Genomic DNA, 19,223 nt, shown 5'->3' with positions numbered 1-19,223 from the left:
AAATTATGGATGCACAAAATCAACTGATAGAAATTTCTGAACAACTTCGCTCTATCTCGACCCGTCTGGGATATATTGAAGATAAATTGATGTTGATTACAGATATCGATCGCTATAATCAATTACAGGAATTTTTAAAAGCAGGACAATTTAAAGAAGCTGATGCGGAGACTTCTAATATTATTCTGACGGTGGCTAATAAAGATCGAGAAACTTTTACACCGAATGATATGATGGATTTTCCCTGTAATGTGTTGACTGTAATTGATCGTCTTTGGAAAACCTATAGTAAAGAGCGATTTAGTTTTAGTCAGCAATTAGCGATTTATCAAAGTGTTGGTGGCACTATTGAAACTTTGATGGCACAGGATATTAATATTCTTCGGAAATTTGGTGAACAAGTTGGCTGGCGAAATGATGGAGAATGGATTAATGATGAAAATTATGACGAATTAGATTTTAGTTTAAATGCGCCTGTTGGTTTGTTTCCTGTGATTTGGTGGAAGTCTCCCTATGGTGCGAAAATGGTCTGTTTTTGTTTTACACGTTTGCTAAATTGTAATATTCAATAATTCATAATTAATAATTCATTAATCTGACCACGTTTTCGTGCATTACTATTAATCATTCGAGTCGCTTTAACTTTTTCTATTCGATAACTCTGATAAGCTTTTTCAAAAAAAGTGTCATCAAGATTTTTATTAGTTGGATCAGAGTTACTTAACATTAATTTGGCTTGTTGATGATGTAATAAATGAAAAAAATCTCTTAATTTTAATTGTTCTACATCACTAAAATTATCCTGAGAATAGGAAGTGAAATTAGAGGTTTGACTAATGGGACGATAGGGAGGATCGAAATAGACAAATGTTTGAGAATCTACCCATTGTTGACACTGAGCATAATTACCATGATAAATTTTTGTCTTTTTCAAAATTTGAGAAATCGCTTTTAAGTTTTCAGCATGACAGATTAAAGGGTTTTTATAGTTTCCCATAGGAACATTAAAATGTCCTTGTGAATTCACCCGAAATAAGCCATTAAAGCAAGTCCGATTTAGAAAAATAAGTTGAGTAGTTCTTTTAATCCATTGCTCACTAAAAACCTGAAAATCAATTTGTTTTTTTTGTAAATTATAGCTTTCCCTAACTTGATAAAAAAACTTTTTTCTATTGTTTAAAGATAAATTCAAATAACTGACTTGCATTTCAGATAAGCATTCGATTAATTGTTCTACTTCTTTTTGAATCGTTTTATAAGCTAAGATCAATTCATCATTAATATCACATATAAAAATTTCTTCAAACTGATAGAACTGAGTCAAATAAATAAAAACAGCACCGCCACCAACAAACGGTTCAACATATCTAATAATTTTTTTTTCTTCTATTTCTTTAGGTAAAAATGAGATAATTTGATTTAATAGTTGACCTTTGCCACCTGCCCATTTAAGAAAAGGTTTAGCTAATATTTCTGTTTTTTGCATTTTTATTCGCTATTAAAACATCGCAAAAAACTCATCTTCTAACTCATACCCTAACATTTGTGCCATTGATTTTAAGCGAAATTGGCTAGAAATCCCTTCTTTTTTTAACCAGTCGTTTAACACAAATATTTTTTGCATCACAAAAATTTCTAACGCTTCGGGATTGTAACGTATTCCTTCAGTCCGATGAAATTCATGAGGAACTAACATCGCAGTATAACGCCCTAATTCTCCTATCTTCCAATCTAACAGAAATGGCAGCCAGGGATACACTGAATCTAAACGAATAAACCATAATCTAACCTCTGGAATTTCTGATAATTCTCTGATATCAGATTCTTCACGAAGATAATTAATCTGAAACTGTATTTCTTGTTCAGCAGAAGTAATCCCGTTTTCTTGCTGTAACTTATTAATAACCGTCGTCACAGGTGATAAATCAAGATTGCACAAATGCTCAGGTTCTATAGCAATTGTTAGAGTCATCTATTTTAAAATTCGTCTATAGCTTTTATGACAAATTTTATTATAACTCTTGTTGCTGAGATTTAGAACTGTTTAATCCTGTTCTCTTGCTTTTAACAACAGGATTAATAACAAGATTTATTTTTGATGATTAAAATTAGATTTTGCTTTTTTTTGATAAAGTGCTAAAATTCCCAAAAGACTTAAAGCAATAATATTACTACCTTCAGGAATCGAAGTACTAACTCGAACAGGTTGATTAGCAAAGATATCTCCGATTATTGGAGGAGTATTAGGATCAACAAAAAAAGTTGTACTTCCACCAAATGTAATTGGATCAGATTCACTATCAACAGACAGATAATAATCTATAGTTGAAATTGTTCCATCATTAATAACTTCAGTTTTTTCGGCACTAAAAGCAATAGAATTACTACCATCAAGTGCATAAGAAAAAAATGTAAAATCGGGAAGAGTATAAACAGGTAAGCCGTAGGTACTCAAATTAAAGCTAGTTAATTCACTTAAGGTAAGCGACAAATTATTATCAGTATCTTCTCCTGTAAATTGTCCAGATAAAGCAATACCTCCAAAATCATCTCTTTGTTGAAGATAAAATGTAGTAGCTAACCCAGCTTGTGCTAAAGATACAGTTAAACCTAGTCCAGCTAAAGTAGTCAATGCAAAGTTTTTCCACATAATATTTTTTATTGCCAGCTTATAGAATACTTCTAGTAAATACTGGATTTTCAAAAAAATTCAATTATTTTTAACAATATTTAATATTAAATAAATTTTACGAAGAGTATGAAATAATTAACTTAATTATTTAAAAAAATGTTTTATATCAAAATTTCCTTTAAATCTAAAATAAATCCTGATAAAACATCTTCACCTGATAGCTGACTGGGTTGATGTAAGACTTCTTTTTCCTTTCCTTGTCTATAGATTTCTACGGTTTGTTGTTTTGGATTAATCAGCCACCCTAAACGAGTTCCATTAGCCATATATTGCTCCATTTTCTCTTGAAGTGATTTTAAGCTATCGGAAACTGAACGTAATTCGACCACAAAATCAGGACAAATCGGCGGAAATTCTTCTTGTTCTTCCGTTGATAAACGATTCCATCTTTCTAGAGATATCCATGCCGCATCAGGAGAACATAACGCACCATTTGGCAACCTAAACATCGTACTCGAATCAAATGCTTTACCCAGTTTTGCTTGACGATTCCAAATCCCTAAATCAATATAAAGTTCAAAATTACGATTTCCTGATGTTCCTCCTGTTGGTGGCATAATGACTAATTCCCCATTTGAATTCAACTCTAATTTTGCATCAGGATTAGCCTGACAGAGTTGATAAAATTCTTTTTCTGTCAGTTGAATAATTGGTTTAAGTGTGAGAGTAATTGCTGTCATATTAAAGCAGAAAAAATAGATGATAATTCTAAAATTTTATTCAATTCAGGAATTTTTATTTGTTCATCAGGCAAATAAACACGTTTTGAACGATAATTAAACTGATTTTTATTTTCTTGATAGGGTTCTGTATAAACTTCTACATGATAATCGACTAAATTAAAAATCCAGTAATTAGATATTCCTGCTTCAGCGTATAAATATAATTTTAATGTTTGATCGGACTTTAATGTAGAGTCAGAGACTTCAATCAATAATAAAATATCTTCAGGTAATGGATGAGAGGATAAATATTTATCTTCTTTTGAACGAGCAATAACAATATCTGGTTCAGGTGCGCTATTCGGAGGAATAATAATAGGATCTTGTACTCGAATAGTAGCTTGACCAAGAATTAATCTATAAAATTTTTCAGCCAACAAAGTATTACAAACAGAATGCGCTCTACCTTTTGCTGCCATTTTAACCAATTCTCCTCGAATTAACTCAATTCGTTCTTCAGGATGAAAAAATCCGATTTCTCCTAAATGCTCATATTCTTCTAAAGTGAACAGTCTACGATTAACAACAATCATTTTTTGATCTCTCCTAACTTTTTATCTCATCTCTTTAAACCCTGTTAAAACGCCATAAATTCCCCAAATAGCCATTGCTCTTAAATAATGACTAGCGCGGAAGGTACCCACTGCGGTAATTGCTTCAGGAGTACGAAATTGTAAGCCATTTTCATACACTTGTTTGACGACTGCTTCAGTTAATCTAAACGCTTCTTCTTTCATCCCCATTTTCACCAAATAAGCCGCCAAACCGTAATTAATTCCTGTCCACACTTCTAACGGGTGCGTAGCATTAGGATTTTCGGGAGTGCCATCAGGTTTTACGCCATTTGCCGCGCCAAATTTTCCGTCAAAAAACTTCAAAAAACAAGCCTCATAGACTTTCTTTAAAGCCGACTCAGCGTACTGAAATTCTACGACATCAGGTAAGTCTAACAAACGGGCGTAAAATTGACCACAAAGTTGATCCGTCATTACTACATCTGAGCCACTTTCACTATCTAAACGATAATATTCACCATTCCAAAGTGTCTGATGATAAATAGCGCGAGATTGTTCTAACCAAGTTTGATAAATATTGATGGTTGATTCAATACTATTAGGATAATCTTCTACTTGTAATTTAGGATTCATCGGGGGACGTAATAATAAAATTTTACCGATTTTAATAGCTGCTTCTAATGCTGCTATCCAAAGTCCGCCACAATATGCACTAATTCCTTTTAGTTGCCAATCATCAAAAGTTTGATCAGGTGCGCCAGAATTTTCAGGAATACCATCATCATTCAAATCAAAGGTTTTTAAATAAGCCAAAGTTTCGACAATTGCAGCCCAACATTCCCATAAAAAATCCTGATCTTTTGCACCTGTTAACAAGTAATCTCGATATACCTGTAAAACAAAATCACTGCCTAAATCTTTCCAAAGATTACAATCTTGATAACTTGTATAGTTCGTTTGTACCCAAGGATGTTCATTAGGTGCGCCTAAATCATGTGGAGTTGCACCTTTAGCTTTACGAATGGCTGACGCTTGGTTATAACCAATAATTCTCGGTGTATCATCACTTGTCCCAATGGCGCGTGCAAAAGCCGTGAGAACACTTTTATCTAATCTTGGCCATAACATCAATAAACTAAATGAACCGTATAATCTAACGTCTAGACTCTCATACCAACGATAATCTATACATTCTAGAACGCCAAACTGTCCAACAGGATCATCTTCGGTTGCTGCTGTCCAAAGTGTTCCCCCATCGGTGAGTAAATACAGTTCATTAAACAACGCCATCTTAAACCAGTCGGGTAAATTAGACTGTTTCAGGATCGGTAACTGCCATTGTTGAATTTGTTCTCGCCAAGTATCACTATGTTTAAGTGCAGTACGAATGATCGCCCAAGCATTTTGACCATTTCTACCAAAAAAATCAGTATAACGCCGATAATAATTAATTCCTTGAGCAAATTCAGTTACAGGTAAATCCCATGCGAGAATAAAAGGAATTTTACGTGTTTTGCCTGGTTTAATTGTAAACCGAATCGCGATCGCCGTCGCAATTTGTTCACCATTTTTAGCAGGGGTTTCATCTTCGGTGTCGGGTAGTGAACCATCCATTGCGAAATAGTCCCAAACTTCGGAACCATCGCTATTCGGGTTCCATTTACCCAGATGAAAAACTTCTAAAGTAGGATTACTCAAAGTTGCAATACAAATTTGTCCGTCACCTTCAAGTGGACTTTCATTTGCTTGGAGACGGTTCATCAAACACCCCATCCGAAAATTATCTTCTATCCACTGATTGAAGTTTCCTTGACTATCACCCCATTTTGCCTGATATTCATAGACAGGACTACCATCATCTCTAACTTTGACTTTGGGTGATTTGACGGCATTAGTGAACCAACCGACGGTATTTTGCCAAGTTAGCATAATACTCAGCGTAATTGGTTTATCGGTGGGATTTTGGACTGTCCATTCAAAAATAGCGACAGGATAACTACTTTCTTGATAATTTCCCGCCCAAATCGGTGAAAACTGCTCACAAATTAATTTACTCTGAAATATTCCTTCGTATTCGTACCAACTGCGGGGATAGAGTGCAGAATAAGTTCCTTTTTCTTTTTCGTACCACGACCAACGGGATAAGGTACCATCTTCGGGAGGTTCGGTACAAAGTGCGTATGCGTGTGCTTCCCCATCTTCGGGTTGTTCAAAAATACTAAACTGACACGCGGGTAAATTTTGGAAAAGATGTTCACCCCCATCGAGATGCCATAGGTTAAAATCACCTTTAGACGATCGTCCGATACATCCTGCACCAAAACCCCCTAATGGTACACCATGCCAAGGCCCATCATCTAAATTACTGGCATAGCGAACGGTATAAGGTTTCTCCCAACCTTTGCCGATGGGACGAGACCAAGCACAAGCGGGAATTTCAGGAAGTGAGACTAAATTAAACATAAAATAGAGGCGCAGTTGTACTTATGGCTAGATCTTATCCGATGATGATATTGTTCCATCTGATAGGATCAAAAAACTAAAAGTTCAAGCGGCTAGAAATGTGGACAATTCTTCATGCTAGACTACATACGACTCTAAAACAAACTCAACTACTTGCTCAAGGGGACAAAATTTTAATTGCTGTTTCGGGTGGACAAGATTCGATTTGTTTACTGAAACTATTAATCGATTTACAGCCAAAATGGAATTTTAAAATTGCTGTTGGTCATTGTGACCATCAATGGAAAACTGATTTAGGAATTGCTGAATTTGTCCAAGAAATTAGTGATAGATGGTATGTTCCTTTTCATTTAAAAATAGCGACTAACCTTACAGAAACAGAAGCAGCCGCGAGAGAATGGCGATACCAAGCTTTACAAGAAATCGCACAAGAACAGGATTTTAACATCATTACTACTGGACATACACAAAGCGATCGCGCTGAAACTTTACTCTATAATCTCATTCGGGGATCGGGTGTCACGGGTTTAAGTGCTTTAAAATGGAAACGAAATCTAAGTCCAACCGTGAGTTTAGTTCGTCCTCTCTTTAATGTTTCTCGCGCTGAAACTAAAGAATTTTGTCAACGGTTAAAATTACCCGTCTGGGATGATCAAGCTAATCATAATTTAAAATATGCTCGTAATCGGATTAGAACAGAAGTTTTACCTTATTTAAAAACCCATTTTAATCCCCAGGTCGAAACCGCTTTCGCACAAACGGCCGAAATCTTGCAAGCTGAATCCGATTTTTTAGACACTTTAACTCAAAATTTAGCCCAAGAAATTATTGATTTTGAACAGAAAAAGTTAAATCGAATTAAAATCAAAAGTATTCCACTAGCATTAAAAAGAAGAATTATCAAGCTACTTTTAGAAAATATTTCTTTAAAATCGCCAAACTTTGCTCAAATTGAAGCCATTATTGATTTAATCGATGCCCCACAAAAAAGTGCTACATCATCTCTATCAGGAAATACGATTGCACAAGTAGAGGGCGACTGGATTATCTTAAAAAAGTTGTAAATTTAGCGTATCCAATGGGACAAGGTTTCAATATGTTGCCGAATTTCACTTAAATGATCTTGAATCGGTTGTAAGGTTTCTTCAGCGAGTTGAACTTGAGATTTGATTTGTATAAACTCAAAATTTGCTTGTTGAAATTGGTGTTGGTGTTGTTCAATTCCTCTCGCTTTTTGCTCAAGTTCCGCCCATTGATGAGCGACCATTTCTTTAAGTTGCTGTAAATTATTTTGTAAATGTTCAATTTCTTGTGCTAAATGTTGTTTCTCTTCTTCAGTATCTTGTTGCTGTTCAATTAATTGCATGATCATCGGTTTTAAATTAATTGTATTCGATTCTTGTTCTGGGTCAAGAATACCTTTGCGTCGTTGCAAAATCCGAACATATTGTAATAAAATACCTTGACGTTCTTTTAAATTACGCCGTTGTCCCACTAAAGTCTCATCAAGCATTCTTTTTCGTTCTTGTTCTTCGGATAGTTCCGCTTCAATCGATAAACGCTCGTATTCACTTACATTTTGTAATTTAGCTAAAACTTCTTCTACCGTCTGACACTGCAAAGCTAATTCTTCCTCTTGATCATTAACAAAAAGAACTAACTTATCTAAATCATTTTGTAACTTATTAACATTTTCTTCAAGTTCAGCAAGAGGCATATATTCTAGAGCATTCAAATCAATTTTTTGCTCAATTTCAGGGTCATCAACGCCTTTAGCCAAACCAAGCAAACTTTCTCTGATATCTTGTATGCGTTGCAAATTCAAATTTAATTGACTAAGTAATTGTTGTTTACTCTTTAAAACGGCTTCTTGTACTTGAATCTGATTTTTAGCTTGCTCAAGTGATGACTCAGTAGATTTGAATTCTTGTTGTCTTTGATCAACCGTTTCCCTAAGACGTTCTACCTCTTGCTGTAGAGAGAGCAAAGTTCTTTTTTCATGTTCTAAACGTTGCCAATAGCCGTCTAAAGTCATTTGCTGTAATTTAACTGAATCAATTGCTAAATGTACAGAATCAGAAAGATGATGAATTCGCTCTGGATCTTCCGTCAAACGTTGTATAAATGCTTGTAATGAATTCGCTTGTTCAGATGAAAGATTATTAAGTGGGCCAAGTTGCTCCCGTCCTTCCTCTAAACGTTGTTGTTCAATCCGTAAATGTTCCCAAGATTCATCTAATTCCTTGCGCTGACGTTCTAGATACTCAAACTCCGATTCCATCTGCTCAACTTGTTCGAGTCTCGCTTCGATTTCCATTTCTCGGCGCGTCAGTTCTTGACTTTGATAAGTTAAAGACTGCTTCCATTGTTCAATCTTTTCCTGTTCGTCTTTTACCTTTTCCATCAAGCGAGAAATTTTCTGTAATTGACGAATTAATTCAGGTGAAGCTTGTTCGGGTGAGCCTTGAAGTTGACGGTTATGACCAAGGGTAATCATCACCAGAGCGCCTTCGCCCAAGGTATTAGGCACATCGCAGACTAAAACCTCATTTTCGGGTACCGCACTCCAACTTTGGTCATTATGTTGACAAGCTAATAGTTTGAGTTCGGTTTTGAGTCCGCCGATAAATCCTCTAGTTTGTTTTTTGACTTCCGCAAGATAAAGCACAAGTCGTCATCCTCATTTTACTTTTTTTAATGTGTGAGCTAATCAGTCTGGTGCGATTAAATCAATCAATGGTGCAGACAAAGAAAGATAGTAAACGATTGTTCCTTATTAAAAAGTAAGACAAAAACGATTACCGTCTTCTCATAACGTTCCTTCACGTAACAACATTGGCAACTAATTTTACAAAAATTAACATACTCTTTGAATTGTGTCATTGATTGACTCAACCCCAGTATTAGTCGATTAGTGCCACCTGTGTGAAGTTACCCAACCTATAATCAAGAATAACTAGGTTTTTAAGACATTGCCAAGGGATCTGGTTAGAATTGAGTGAAGCAAGCATGGCAAGAATATGCAGGGAAACTTAAACGAGATTGATCTACGCAGCATTTTACAACTCATTGAGTTAGGCCAACGCACAGGAGAACTCTATATCGAGGGAACAAGTTTACCTACAATGACACTTGAACCTCAAACAGAACTTGCTCAAAAATTTTGGTATCTTTTTTTTGCCAATGGACAAATTATTTATGCCGTAGATCGGTCAAATCAGAGCTTATCACGTTTACAGGACTATTTACAGCCCTATCAAGACAAACAAATCGTTATCGAGCAACTCTTTCAAACCGAGACAACCAGCAACATTCCTGAATATAGTTATTTGTGGTGTCTACTAGAAAAAAAATTTTTGACACCCACTCAAGGACGTAAAATCATTCAAAAAATGGTAGAAGAGACTTTATTTGACCTTTTGGGTTTAATGTACGGCTCTTTTGTCTTTGAAATGTCTTCAGCTTTAGCCCCTCAGTTAACCCTTTTAGAAATTACACCTTTAATCAGCAAAATTCAGCGACAAATTCAGCAATGGAAGCAACTTTATCCACATATTCAACATCCAGACCAATATTTAATGATCACCAATGCCAAAAAACTACGCGCTAGTATTCCAGAAAAAGCGTATCAGAGCCTCAGCCGTTGGTCAGAACAAAAAATTACCCTCAGACAACTGTTTCGCGCCTTAAATCGAGATTTACTAGCGATCGCACGTGTCCTTTATCCCTATGCCGAACGAGGATGGATTCAATTAATCAGTGATCTTGAGCCACCAAAGCCTCAAAATTTCAACAACAGCAAAAAACAGTTACACATCGCTTGTCTAGATGATGATTTGACCATCGGTAAAAGTATTGAAGCAATTTTAGAACAGTATCCCTATCAATTTACGCTGATCACAGAGCCGCTCAAGTCATTCAATCAACTGTTTCAAAACAAACCCGATCTGATCTTGTGCGATATTGCCATGCCCAAATTAGATGGTTATGAAGTCTGTGCCATGCTGCGTCAGTCTAAGGCATTTCGTCAGATCCCGATCATTATGCTCACAGGAAAAGAAGGATTAATTGATCGCGTCAAAGCCCGCATGGTAGGAGCAACCGACTATTTAACCAAGCCCTTTGGAGCCAGCGAATTAATGTTATTACTTTCTAAATATACAGGCTCGGACATCACTGCGAATATTCACCCAAAAATTTAATCCAAGAACGTCGATTTATCGAGATCATTTGGGCAAATTAAGTATGTAGCTTATTCAAAGCATCAATAACACACGATGAGGCCGAACACGGAAAGCAGACCATGTTCACAAGAAGTAGCTCACAGCAAGCTACAGGGTATCATTGCCATCATGAACCATGTAGGTAGATTATGAGCGAAGTTTTGCTGGTAGAAGATAACCGATCGCAACGGGAAATGATTTCAGACCTACTGAAAAAACATGGTCTGACAGTAACGATCGCCTGTGATGGACTAGAAGCAATAGCGCATATTGAAAGATCTAATCCAGATCTGGTGGTTTTAGATATTGTCATGCCTCGGATGAATGGTTATGAAGTTTGTCGCCGTCTAAAATCTGACCCAAAAACCAAAAATGTACCAGTGGTCATGTGTTCTTCTAAAGCCGAAGAATTTGATCGCTTTTGGGGCATGAAACAGGGAGCCGATGCGTATATTGCCAAGCCTTTTGAACCGATTGAACTACTTGGCACGATTAAGCAATTACTCCGTAAGTAAACACAACATGAGATCTCGTAATGGTTAATCAACAAGATTTTTTCAGGGGAAATCCTCAAGAAATTTCAAGCGATCTTCAAGGTTTACAAACACCAGAAGGTGAACTTTATTTGCGGTTTTTTCTGCCGTGTCAAGATGAATTTGTGTTGCCCGCAGCAGCCATTCGAGAAGTGATGCAGCAGCCACCTGATCGCATTACGGCGATTCCAAATGCGTCTCCTCTGTTATTGGGAACGATTAATTTAAGAGGACAAGTGATCTGGGTTGCGGATCTTGGTCAGTTTTTAGGGGATGGAACGAGTTTAAATACCGATCGGCCCGAAATACCAGTCATTGCGATCGAAGATCAAGAAACAATTTTAGGATTAGCCGTTGATCGTTTGGGCGAGATGGAATGGTTGGATTTAGAAAATTTACAAATCTCAACGACCATTCCTGATCAAATTGCTCCCTTTGTTCAAGGTGAATGGGTGAGCCTCCAAGAATCTCATCCAGCACTACGGCTTCTTGATCATGTAGCAATTCTACGCTCGGCACGTTGGGCAGCTTAAAAGGCTAAAAATAGGATGGCTTTTAAGATAACAATTCGTTTCTATTTATTAAAAAGTATACATTCTGATTTTTACTTCCAAGGGAGGGAGGACAATGGTAGCAGGAATAGATTACATCAAACTTTATGGAAAAGCCAACGCCGCCTATTGTCAAGGTCGGTTAGATGAAGCCTTGGAAATGACCAATCAAATCATCGCAGAATATCCTGATGATGGAAATACCTTATTATTACGAGGCCATATCTATTTCAAACAAGCACAGTATCAACACGCTCAAGAACAATATGAAAGTGTTCTCCGCTTTCATGAGCAACCCGAATTAGTTAATTATGCTCATCAAGGAATTGAGCAGATTAAACGAGCTAACTATCAAGCCAATGAGTTAGATTATGCGGTTGCCCAAACCGAAGGTCTTGCCATGAGTGAACCCGCATTTGATCCGACTCAGGAATTTAATGATGAGGATGATGACGAAGCTTTAAACTGGGGCAGCGATTCCCAAGTAGAGTCTTTAGCTTGGGATAGTGGCGTTTTTAATGAATTCAGTGAGGATGATTTAGGTGAGCCGACAGTCGGACAACCGCAACCCTTTACGAATCATCAAGACGTAGGTAGCACGTTTAAAGTGGGATCTAATCAAAGCAACCATTATCAAGATCATCCCTTTGAAGCAAATCAAAGTTACGACTGGTCAGAAATGCCAGAAGATGAGTTCCCTTTCTTAGATGATGTAGAAGATAGTGATCCCCCTTATCAAAATGGTAGAAATCAATCGGGAGAAGCTACCTTTGTCGTTTCATCGGATTTGCGATCGTCTCACTATACATCTACCTCGGTTGGTAGTACTCTTCTCAATCAAAATCAGGGAAATAGTCATTTTCCGTCGGGAAATCTAGCCGAAGATGCTCACTCATTTGAGGAATACAGTGATTTTGGTGAGGACGATTCAGATCTATCGCAACTTGATATTACAGATATTGCTAAATCAATACCAGAGTCCGCCTTTCTCACCCGTACTGGCGATCAAGACGAGATGGATTTACCTAAATCAAGTTTATCTGGTCAAGGAACTCCTAGTAGTCAAATGGCAAGTAAACTAACATGGAGCGAGTTTCATGATCACAGAGAATCTCCCCCAGTTGTCATGGCAGAACAGCGTTTACTCAAACCTAAAGCCGAAGTCCCTTTAGGTCTTTTTGCTCCTTTAAAAAACGCTAAACTTGCCACTAAACAATTAATGATAGCGACGGCGGCGGGTTTAACCCCGATGCTAGTCATTTTCCTCGTCAGTAGTTTAAGCGGGTTTTTCAGTCCAAAAGAAAAAGCTTCTGTTCCCCTCAAAGGAAAAGCTAAAACGGAAAAAGTGGTACCTGTACAAAAATCACCTAGCAAAACAACCGTCATTTCTCCTTTTAGTCCACCAATTTTAACTATGATTCTCCTATCGGGTTTAAGTGGATTTGGGATAACTTGGCTTTTAGGACAAATTGCAAATCGTCAGATCAAACGAACGCTTGATGATTTACAAAAACAGTTTGATGTAATTGGTGAAGGAAATTTTAATGTCAAAGCCACGATTCACTCTGAAGATGAGTTTGGCGAACTGTCTAACCGCTTTAATCAAGTGGCACGAGTTGTTTTAACCACAACTAGCGATGCTCAACGTCGTGCGGCTGAAACTGAACAAGCGAAAGAAGATCTACATCGTCAGGTGATTCGCCTGCTTGATGATGTCGAAGGTGCGGCTAGAGGTGATCTGATGGTGGAAGCGGAAGTAACAGCAGATGTTCTTGGTGCGGTTGCTGATGCCTTTAACCTAACGATCCAAAATCTCCGTGAAATCGTGCGTCAGGTGAAAAAAGCAGCAGTACAAGTGAACCAAGGATCGATTGATAGTGAATCTTTTGCCCGACATCAATCGAGTGATGCACTACGCATGGCGGAAGAATTGGCTGTAACCCTTAATTCAGTACAAATGATGACTGAATCGATTCAACGGGTCGCCGAAAATGCGAAAGAAGCCGAAGAAGTTGCCCGTACTTCCTCAATTTCTGCTCTTAAAGGGGGTGAATCCGTCGAGCGAACCGTCGCAGGAATTTTACAAATCCGAGAAACAGTGTCAGAAACAGCGCGAAAAGTCAAGCGTTTAGCTGAAGCTTCTCAAGAAATCTCGAAAATTGTGGCTTTGATTTCTCAGATTGCCTCTAGAACCAACTTACTCGCCCTTAATGCTTCGATTCAAGCAGCCAGAGCAGGGGAAGCGGGGAAAGGATTTGCGATCGTAGCCGATGAAGTGCGACAATTAGCCGATCGTTCAGCAAAATCCCTTAAAGAAATTGAACAAATCGTGTTGCAGATTCAAAGTGAAACGGGTTCAGTTATGACTGCGATGGAGGAAGGTATTCAGCAAGTCATCGATGTAACCGAACGTTCCGAACAAGCGAAAAAATCTCTAGAAGATATTATCCAAGTTTCTAACCGTATTGATAGTTTAGTACGATCAATTACAGCAGATACCGTCAAACAACGGGAAAACTCTCATGAAGTCGCTCAAGTTATGCAATCAGTGGAACTAACTGCCCAAGAAACCTCTCAAGAATCACAACGAGTTGGCGGTTCTCTGCAAAAACTCGTTTCTATTTCGCGAGACTTGCTAACCTCAGTTGAACGCTTTAGAGTGGATCACGAAGATTAGTCCAATTTTATCAAGGATCAAGATGGTTAATCTAGGCAATAAGGGTGGTTTACAAAAATGGTCACAGCGTTTAGTCGCAGCGATGTTTTTATCAGGTCAGGTGTTTTTACACCTCCTGCAAGGCAAAATTCACCGCCGTAATACGATCGAGCAAATGACCATCGTTGGCCCCAAATCAGCGATTATTGCTTTGCTTACATCTACCTTTGTTGGTATGGTTTTTACCATCCAAGTCGCTAAAGAATTTATTAATGTTGGTGCTGGTTCTTTTGTTGGTGGTGTTCTAGGCATTGCGTTAACCCGTGAACTCTCTCCCGTTTTAACAGCCGTTGTGGTAGCGGGACGAGTGGGATCAGCGTTTGCGGCGGAAATCGGTACAATGCGGGTAACCGAGCAAATTGATGCCCTTTATATGCTAAAAACAGATCCGATCGATTATTTAGTCATTCCGCGTGTTTTAGCCTGTTGCGTCATGCTACCTATTTTAACCCTGATGTCTCTGATTACGGGTACCCTCGGAGGTTTGGTAATAGCAGATAATCTTTATAAGATTTCCCCTTATTCTTTTATTTATTCGATTCAGACTTTGGTTCAGCCTTGGGATATCATCTCTACCGTGATTAAAGCCGTTGTTTTTGGGGGGGTGATTGCAGTCATTGGTTGTAACTGGGGACTGACGACGACAGGTGGTGCCAAAGGCGTTGGACAATCAACAACAGCCGCCGTTGTCACCTCATTAATTGGAATTTTTGCGCTAACGTCATTTTATCTTGGGTTCTCTTTCAAGGGCCAGGTACAGCTAATATTGAATAAAAACAAGACTGGATCTATCGTTTTTTTCTAGTCGATAAAAAGGTCATTTAGACTTGACACTGATCAGATTAAAAGCGTAACCGCTTATCTTATGATGAAGAAGACCATAAAAAGGATATTTTTTCATGGAAGACGCTAATATGAGTTTATTGATCAAACGCCCTATCACAGTCAGAGTTATTGTGACTACTCGTTGGAAAGAAGATGCTCAACAACAACTGCAGGCACAACTACAACAATTAGATGCTCAATTGCAACAATTAGAAATGCAGGGACAACGAGCGATCGCAGAAATTCAAAAACAAAGTATTATCCCCCTTTCGTCTCAAGCTGCCCAACAAATCGAAAATATTCAAGTTCAAGTCAATCAAAAAAGATCCGAAATTCTCGAACGCAAAAACCAATTTTTACAACAAATTCAACAGGTTCAATTATTAGAAATAGACCAAGAAGTAGTTCAAAATGTTCAGCTTGAGAGCTTTTTCAGATTAGAAAAAGGAGACAATATTGTTAATAAAATGAATGTCGAAATTGTGATCAAAGACAACATTGTTGAAGACATTCGCGGCGAGATTTAATGATTTTTTTCTTTTTCATCTAAATCACTAATGTAACAAAATTTGATACAATGTCGTTTGGTATAAGACATTAACCCATTATTCTTAATCATCATTACATTTAGCCCAAGACCACACCATGATTCACGATATTTTCATGCCCGCACTCAGTTCCACCATGACCGAAGGAAAAATCGTTTCTTGGGTTAAATCGCCAGGCGAAAAAGTGGCAAAAGGTGAAACCGTGGTTGTGGTCGAATCAGACAAAGCTGACATGGATGTTGAATCCTTCTATGAAGGCTATTTAGCAGTCATCCTTGTTAATGCTGGAGAAGAGGCAACCGTCGGAGATGCCATTGCCTTTATCGCCGAAACTGAAGCCGAAATACAAGAAGCCCAAGCCAAAGCCACCTCAAAATCGGGAACTCAAGCCGAGCCAAAACCCACACCTCAAGCGATCCCTATCCCCGTTGCCGATCCTGGTACCACCCACGTTCCAGTCGCAGCATCCGTGACCCCAACCAGCCGTCAAAACGGAAGACTTGTCGCCTCTCCCAGAGCCAAAAAACTCGCCAAAGATCTCGGTGTAGACATCCAAACTTTAGAAGGAAGTGGGCCTCATGGTCGAATTGTCGCAGAAGATGTAGAACGCGCTGTTGGCAAGGTAGCCGCACCAGTAGCCACACCAACATCAACACCCACTCCTCAAAAACCCGCCTCCACACCTGTAACCGCCGCGCCTGTAGCTGTTGGGCAAACTGTACCGCTTACTACTCTTCAAAAAGCAGTTGTACAGAATATGGTCGCCAGCCTAGAAGTACCGATTTTCCATGTGGGCTACACTATGACAACCGATGCTCTAGATAAGCTGTATGGGCAACTGAAATCAAAAGGCGTTACCATGACCGCTTTACTCGCTAAAGCAGTGGCGAATACCCTTCAAAAACACCCAATCATGAGTGCTGCTTATACTGAACAAGGCATCCAATATCGATCGGCGATTAATGTAGCGATCGCGGTAGCGATGCCTGATGGTGGTCTAATTACTCCCGTTCTCCGCAGTGCCGATCAAACCGATATCTACAGTCTCTCTCGCAATTGGAAAGATTTAGTTGAGCGGTCTCGCGCTAAACAGCTTCAACCCGAAGAGTACAACAGTGGTACATTTACTCTGTCTAATTTGGGAATGTTTGGAGTTGATCGCTTTGATGCCATTTTACCCCCTGGACAAGGAGCTATTTTAGCCATTGGTGCTTCATTACCTCAAGTAGCCGCAACCTCAGAAGGTTTGATTGGTGTGCAACGACGGATGAGCGTGAATTTAACCTGTGATCATCGGGTGATTTATGGCGCACAAGCCGCCGCCTTCCTACAAGATTTGGCTAAATTGATTGAAAGCGATGTACAGTCACTCACGCTGTAGATAGGTTTAGGGTTATCAAGTCGATGACCCTAAAAAATCTCTAAGGCAAAACTAAAACGATTCGTTAGAATGGTTAAAAAGTCAGCCCGTATATAATCGCTTATTGGCTGTGCTTACGGGTTAACTAAAAGACTCCCAACTTAAACAATTAACAATCTGTCGCTCTTTGGGAGTTTGATTCACAGAAAGTGTTACAGAGCAAACTCTTAAAAAGAAGCTATTATTAGTAAATTATAAACACTGTTTGCCATTGCACTCACACTATATTTAATGATTTTAAAAGAAGCAAAGACTTCTATAACACAGGAAAAATGACAACAGAAAATCTTCGTTTACGTTCCGAATTTCTCAATACACAGGTCATTACTCGTGATAACGGGAAAAAGTTGGGAGTCGTCAAAGAAATCTTAGTAGACATTGATCGACGAGAAGTTGTATCTTTTGGCTTAAGAGATAACTTTCTGTCGATGACTGGAATGCCCCAGTATATGTATCTTTCGAGTATCCGTCAAACGGGGGATGTTATATTAGTCGATGACGAAGATGTGATCGAGCCTGTTGATATTGATCTCTATACAACTTTGATGAATAGTGAAGTGATCACGGAAACAGGTGAACCTTTAGGGCGAGTTAGAGACTTTCAATTTGATCCCATCAGTGGCAAATTAATTTCGATTATTATTGCTTCTTTGGGTTTACCGCAAATTCCAGAGCAATTGATCAGTACCTACGAATTTTCTATTGAGGAAGTCATCAGTAGCGGGCCTAACCGTTTAATTGTTTTTGAAGGGGCTGAAGAAAGACTAAATCAATTAAGTGTCGGTATCCTCGAACGGATGGGTATTGGTCGCCCTCCTTGGGAAAAAGAAGAAGAAGAAATTTACTACCCACCGACTGCTAAACCTGAAAATCAATTACCGACGGGTATTCCCATTCGGACACCTGTCGAAGCGGCTAAACCCGCACCCGCATTAGAACAGCGTTGGGATGAAGATAATGATTATGAACCTGTTAGACCGATGCAAGTTCCCCAACAACCTTTAGCAATGCGTTATGAAGACGAATATGAAGCAGAACTCGAAGAAGATAACTGGGGTGAAGCACGTCAAGAGCGAGAAGTAGAGCGTTATCGTCCTCCGATTCAAAAAGAGGAAGATTACGATGATTATGAGGAAGATGTCCAGAATGATGTCTGGGATGATACTGATACCTATCAACCCCAACGGGTGAATATTCCAGAACGACAAAAAGAAAGAATCCCCGAATATGAAGAAGAAGCTAATTAAGATTTAAAGATGATAGGGTGGTTAAAAGCCATCCTATTTGTTTTTTATAGCAATTGATATTAATCAAATTAGTTAAGTTTTTGATAATATATCAGTACTATTCAATTTTTGGCAACAATTGACAAAATATGCCAAACTTTTAGATAAAGGCGTTGTGATTAAGCTCTATGACTACTCTCAATATCTCTCTACCCGACTCGATGCGGTCTTTTATTGACGAACAAATTAAACAAAAAGGCTATAGTACTGCAAGTGAGTACATTCGTCATCTGATTCGCCTTGAACAAGAACGAGAAGAACAAAAACGTCTAGAATCTCTTTTACTTGAAGGTTTAGATAGTGGCGAACCAATTGAAATCAATGAGCAATGGTGGGAAAACAAGCAAATTGAATTACTTCAACGCCTTCGCCCTTAAAAAATCATGACACTACGGATATTGATTACTCCCAAAGCCAGTCAAGATTTAGATGATTTGTTTTACTACATTGCTCAAAATAATCCTGATGCCGCCTTACGTTTTTTTGATGCAACTCGAAAAACGATCACAAAACTAGCGCAAATTCCGAGTATGGGTAGTCTCTATTCAGTCAGAAATTCTCGCTTAGAAGGTTTACGGAAATGGAGTATTAAAGGTTTTGAAAACTACCTTATTTTTTACCTTACTTCCGAGGATTTATTAATAGTAGTGCGAATTATTCATTCTAGTCGTGACCTTCCTACTATTTTAGAACAAGAAAAGTTATAAAACTGTTTTACCGTGATTGAAA

At 38.3% G+C, this 19,223-nt stretch carries 18 protein-coding genes and 1 pseudogene; 12 read left to right on the top strand and 7 right to left on the bottom strand.

Annotated features, from left to right (window positions below; genetic code table 11):
• Positions 1-5 precede the first annotated feature (5 nt).
• Positions 6-572 (top strand): GUN4 domain-containing protein, encoded by a 567-nt coding sequence (locus CFPU101_RS18175; protein WP_206816748.1) that lies wholly within the window; start codon positions 6-8, stop codon positions 570-572.
• Here CFPU101_RS18175 and CFPU101_RS18170 read toward each other — a convergent pair.
• The 6 genes from CFPU101_RS18170 to CFPU101_RS18145 form a co-directional block, all read right to left on the bottom strand.
• The gene (locus tag CFPU101_RS18170; RefSeq protein ID WP_206816747.1) at positions 566-1,486 is read right to left on the bottom strand and encodes a DNA adenine methylase; all 921 of its coding nucleotides are present in this window, start codon (positions 1,484-1,486) and stop codon (positions 566-568) included. The genes CFPU101_RS18175 and CFPU101_RS18170 overlap by 7 nt on opposite strands.
• A 12-nt stretch (positions 1,487-1,498) precedes the next feature.
• Positions 1,499-1,972, bottom strand: a complete 474-nt coding sequence (locus CFPU101_RS18165; protein WP_206816746.1) for a CRR6 family NdhI maturation factor — start codon at positions 1,970-1,972, stop codon at positions 1,499-1,501.
• Between the two features lie 117 nt (positions 1,973-2,089).
• Positions 2,090-2,632 (bottom strand): hypothetical protein, encoded by a 543-nt coding sequence (locus CFPU101_RS18160; RefSeq protein ID WP_206816745.1) that lies wholly within the window; start codon positions 2,630-2,632, stop codon positions 2,090-2,092.
• Between the two features lie 161 nt (positions 2,633-2,793).
• Entirely contained in the window at positions 2,794-3,372 is a 579-nt protein-coding gene (locus CFPU101_RS18155; protein ID WP_206816744.1) for a Uma2 family endonuclease, read from the bottom strand.
• Positions 3,369-3,947 carry a Uma2 family endonuclease gene (locus CFPU101_RS18150; RefSeq protein WP_206816743.1) on the bottom strand — a complete coding sequence of 193 codons (579 nt, stop codon included), beginning with the start codon at positions 3,945-3,947 and terminating at the stop codon, positions 3,369-3,371. The genes CFPU101_RS18155 and CFPU101_RS18150 overlap by 4 nt, the downstream gene beginning before the upstream one ends.
• A gap of 21 nt (positions 3,948-3,968) precedes the next feature.
• Positions 3,969-6,392 (bottom strand): GH116 family glycosyl hydrolase, encoded by a 2,424-nt coding sequence (locus tag CFPU101_RS18145; RefSeq protein WP_206816742.1) that lies wholly within the window; start codon positions 6,390-6,392, stop codon positions 3,969-3,971.
• Positions 6,393-6,490: 98 nt separating this feature from the next.
• Here CFPU101_RS18145 and tilS point away from each other — a divergent pair, with 98 nt between their 5' ends.
• The gene (gene tilS, locus CFPU101_RS18140; protein WP_206816741.1) at positions 6,491-7,456 is read left to right on the top strand and encodes a tRNA lysidine(34) synthetase TilS; all 966 of its coding nucleotides are present in this window, start codon (positions 6,491-6,493) and stop codon (positions 7,454-7,456) included.
• 2 nt (positions 7,457-7,458) lie between these two features.
• Here tilS and hmpF read toward each other — a convergent pair whose 3' ends face one another.
• The gene (gene hmpF, locus CFPU101_RS18135; protein ID WP_206816740.1) at positions 7,459-9,060 is read right to left on the bottom strand and encodes a pilus motility taxis protein HmpF; all 1,602 of its coding nucleotides are present in this window, start codon (positions 9,058-9,060) and stop codon (positions 7,459-7,461) included.
• A 352-nt stretch (positions 9,061-9,412) separates the two neighbouring features.
• Between hmpF and CFPU101_RS18130 the strand changes: the two genes are divergently transcribed.
• The 10 genes and pseudogenes from CFPU101_RS18130 to CFPU101_RS18085 all read left to right on the top strand — a co-directional run bounded on the left by CFPU101_RS18130 (position 9,413) and on the right by CFPU101_RS18085 (position 19,201).
• Positions 9,413-10,594 (top strand): response regulator, encoded by a 1,182-nt coding sequence (locus CFPU101_RS18130; RefSeq protein WP_206816739.1) that lies wholly within the window; start codon positions 9,413-9,415, stop codon positions 10,592-10,594.
• A gap of 170 nt (positions 10,595-10,764) precedes the next feature.
• Positions 10,765-11,130: a response regulator transcription factor gene (locus CFPU101_RS18125; RefSeq protein ID WP_206816738.1), complete on the top strand. Its 366-nt coding sequence runs from the start codon at positions 10,765-10,767 to the stop codon at positions 11,128-11,130.
• A gap of 20 nt (positions 11,131-11,150) precedes the next feature.
• The gene (locus tag CFPU101_RS18120; RefSeq protein ID WP_206816737.1) at positions 11,151-11,681 is read left to right on the top strand and encodes a chemotaxis protein CheW; all 531 of its coding nucleotides are present in this window, start codon (positions 11,151-11,153) and stop codon (positions 11,679-11,681) included.
• A gap of 94 nt (positions 11,682-11,775) precedes the next feature.
• Positions 11,776-14,376, top strand: a complete 2,601-nt coding sequence (locus CFPU101_RS18115) for a methyl-accepting chemotaxis protein (RefSeq protein WP_206816736.1) — start codon at positions 11,776-11,778, stop codon at positions 14,374-14,376.
• A 22-nt stretch (positions 14,377-14,398) separates the two neighbouring features.
• Positions 14,399-15,189: pseudogene (locus tag CFPU101_RS18110) on the top strand (MlaE family lipid ABC transporter permease subunit).
• A gap of 125 nt (positions 15,190-15,314) precedes the next feature.
• Positions 15,315-15,767, top strand: coding sequence for a YlqD family protein (locus tag CFPU101_RS18105; RefSeq protein WP_206816735.1), 453 nt, complete (start codon positions 15,315-15,317; stop codon positions 15,765-15,767).
• Positions 15,768-15,885: 118 nt separating this feature from the next.
• Positions 15,886-17,169, top strand: coding sequence for a dihydrolipoamide acetyltransferase family protein (locus CFPU101_RS18100; protein WP_206816734.1), 1,284 nt, complete (start codon positions 15,886-15,888; stop codon positions 17,167-17,169).
• Positions 17,170-17,480: 311 nt separating this feature from the next.
• The gene (locus tag CFPU101_RS18095) at positions 17,481-18,455 is read left to right on the top strand and encodes a PRC-barrel domain-containing protein (protein WP_206816733.1); all 975 of its coding nucleotides are present in this window, start codon (positions 17,481-17,483) and stop codon (positions 18,453-18,455) included.
• A 167-nt stretch (positions 18,456-18,622) separates the two neighbouring features.
• Entirely contained in the window at positions 18,623-18,871 is a 249-nt protein-coding gene (locus tag CFPU101_RS18090) for a type II toxin-antitoxin system ParD family antitoxin (RefSeq protein WP_206816732.1), read from the top strand.
• A 6-nt stretch (positions 18,872-18,877) separates the two neighbouring features.
• On the top strand, positions 18,878-19,201 hold the full coding sequence (locus CFPU101_RS18085) for a type II toxin-antitoxin system RelE/ParE family toxin (RefSeq protein WP_206816731.1): 324 nt from the start codon (positions 18,878-18,880) through the stop codon (positions 19,199-19,201).
• Positions 19,202-19,223 lie beyond the last annotated feature (22 nt).

This window comes from Chroococcus sp. FPU101 (genome assembly GCF_017312365.1).
GTDB lineage: Bacteria > Cyanobacteriota > Cyanobacteriia > Cyanobacteriales > Microcystaceae > Chroococcus.
This window is presented reverse-complemented; position numbering and strand designations above follow the sequence as displayed.

Bases quoted from the DNA above. Each gene is read 5' to 3' on its own strand.
- CFPU101_RS18155 (WP_206816744.1), bottom strand. From the start codon at position 3,372: ATGACAGCAATTACTCTCACACTTAAACCAATTATTCAACTGACAGAA.
- CFPU101_RS18130 (WP_206816739.1), top strand. From the start codon at position 9,413: ATGCAGGGAAACTTAAACGAGATTGATCTACGCAGCATTTTACAACTC.
- CFPU101_RS18125 (WP_206816738.1), top strand. From the start codon at position 10,765: ATGAGCGAAGTTTTGCTGGTAGAAGATAACCGATCGCAACGGGAAATG.
- CFPU101_RS18090 (WP_206816732.1), top strand. From the start codon at position 18,623: ATGACTACTCTCAATATCTCTCTACCCGACTCGATGCGGTCTTTTATT.
- CFPU101_RS18170 (WP_206816747.1), bottom strand. From the start codon at position 1,486: ATGCAAAAAACAGAAATATTAGCTAAACCTTTTCTTAAATGGGCAGGT.
- CFPU101_RS18100 (WP_206816734.1), top strand. From the start codon at position 15,886: ATGATTCACGATATTTTCATGCCCGCACTCAGTTCCACCATGACCGAA.
- CFPU101_RS18115 (WP_206816736.1), top strand. From the start codon at position 11,776: ATGGTAGCAGGAATAGATTACATCAAACTTTATGGAAAAGCCAACGCC.
- CFPU101_RS18145 (WP_206816742.1), bottom strand. From the start codon at position 6,392: ATGTTTAATTTAGTCTCACTTCCTGAAATTCCCGCTTGTGCTTGGTCT.
- CFPU101_RS18095 (WP_206816733.1), top strand. From the start codon at position 17,481: ATGACAACAGAAAATCTTCGTTTACGTTCCGAATTTCTCAATACACAG.
- CFPU101_RS18085 (WP_206816731.1), top strand. From the start codon at position 18,878: ATGACACTACGGATATTGATTACTCCCAAAGCCAGTCAAGATTTAGAT.
- tilS (WP_206816741.1), top strand. From the start codon at position 6,491: ATGTGGACAATTCTTCATGCTAGACTACATACGACTCTAAAACAAACT.
- CFPU101_RS18105 (WP_206816735.1), top strand. From the start codon at position 15,315: ATGGAAGACGCTAATATGAGTTTATTGATCAAACGCCCTATCACAGTC.
- CFPU101_RS18175 (WP_206816748.1), top strand. From the start codon at position 6: ATGGATGCACAAAATCAACTGATAGAAATTTCTGAACAACTTCGCTCT.
- CFPU101_RS18165 (WP_206816746.1), bottom strand. From the start codon at position 1,972: ATGACTCTAACAATTGCTATAGAACCTGAGCATTTGTGCAATCTTGAT.
- CFPU101_RS18150 (WP_206816743.1), bottom strand. From the start codon at position 3,947: ATGATTGTTGTTAATCGTAGACTGTTCACTTTAGAAGAATATGAGCAT.
- CFPU101_RS18120 (WP_206816737.1), top strand. From the start codon at position 11,151: ATGGTTAATCAACAAGATTTTTTCAGGGGAAATCCTCAAGAAATTTCA.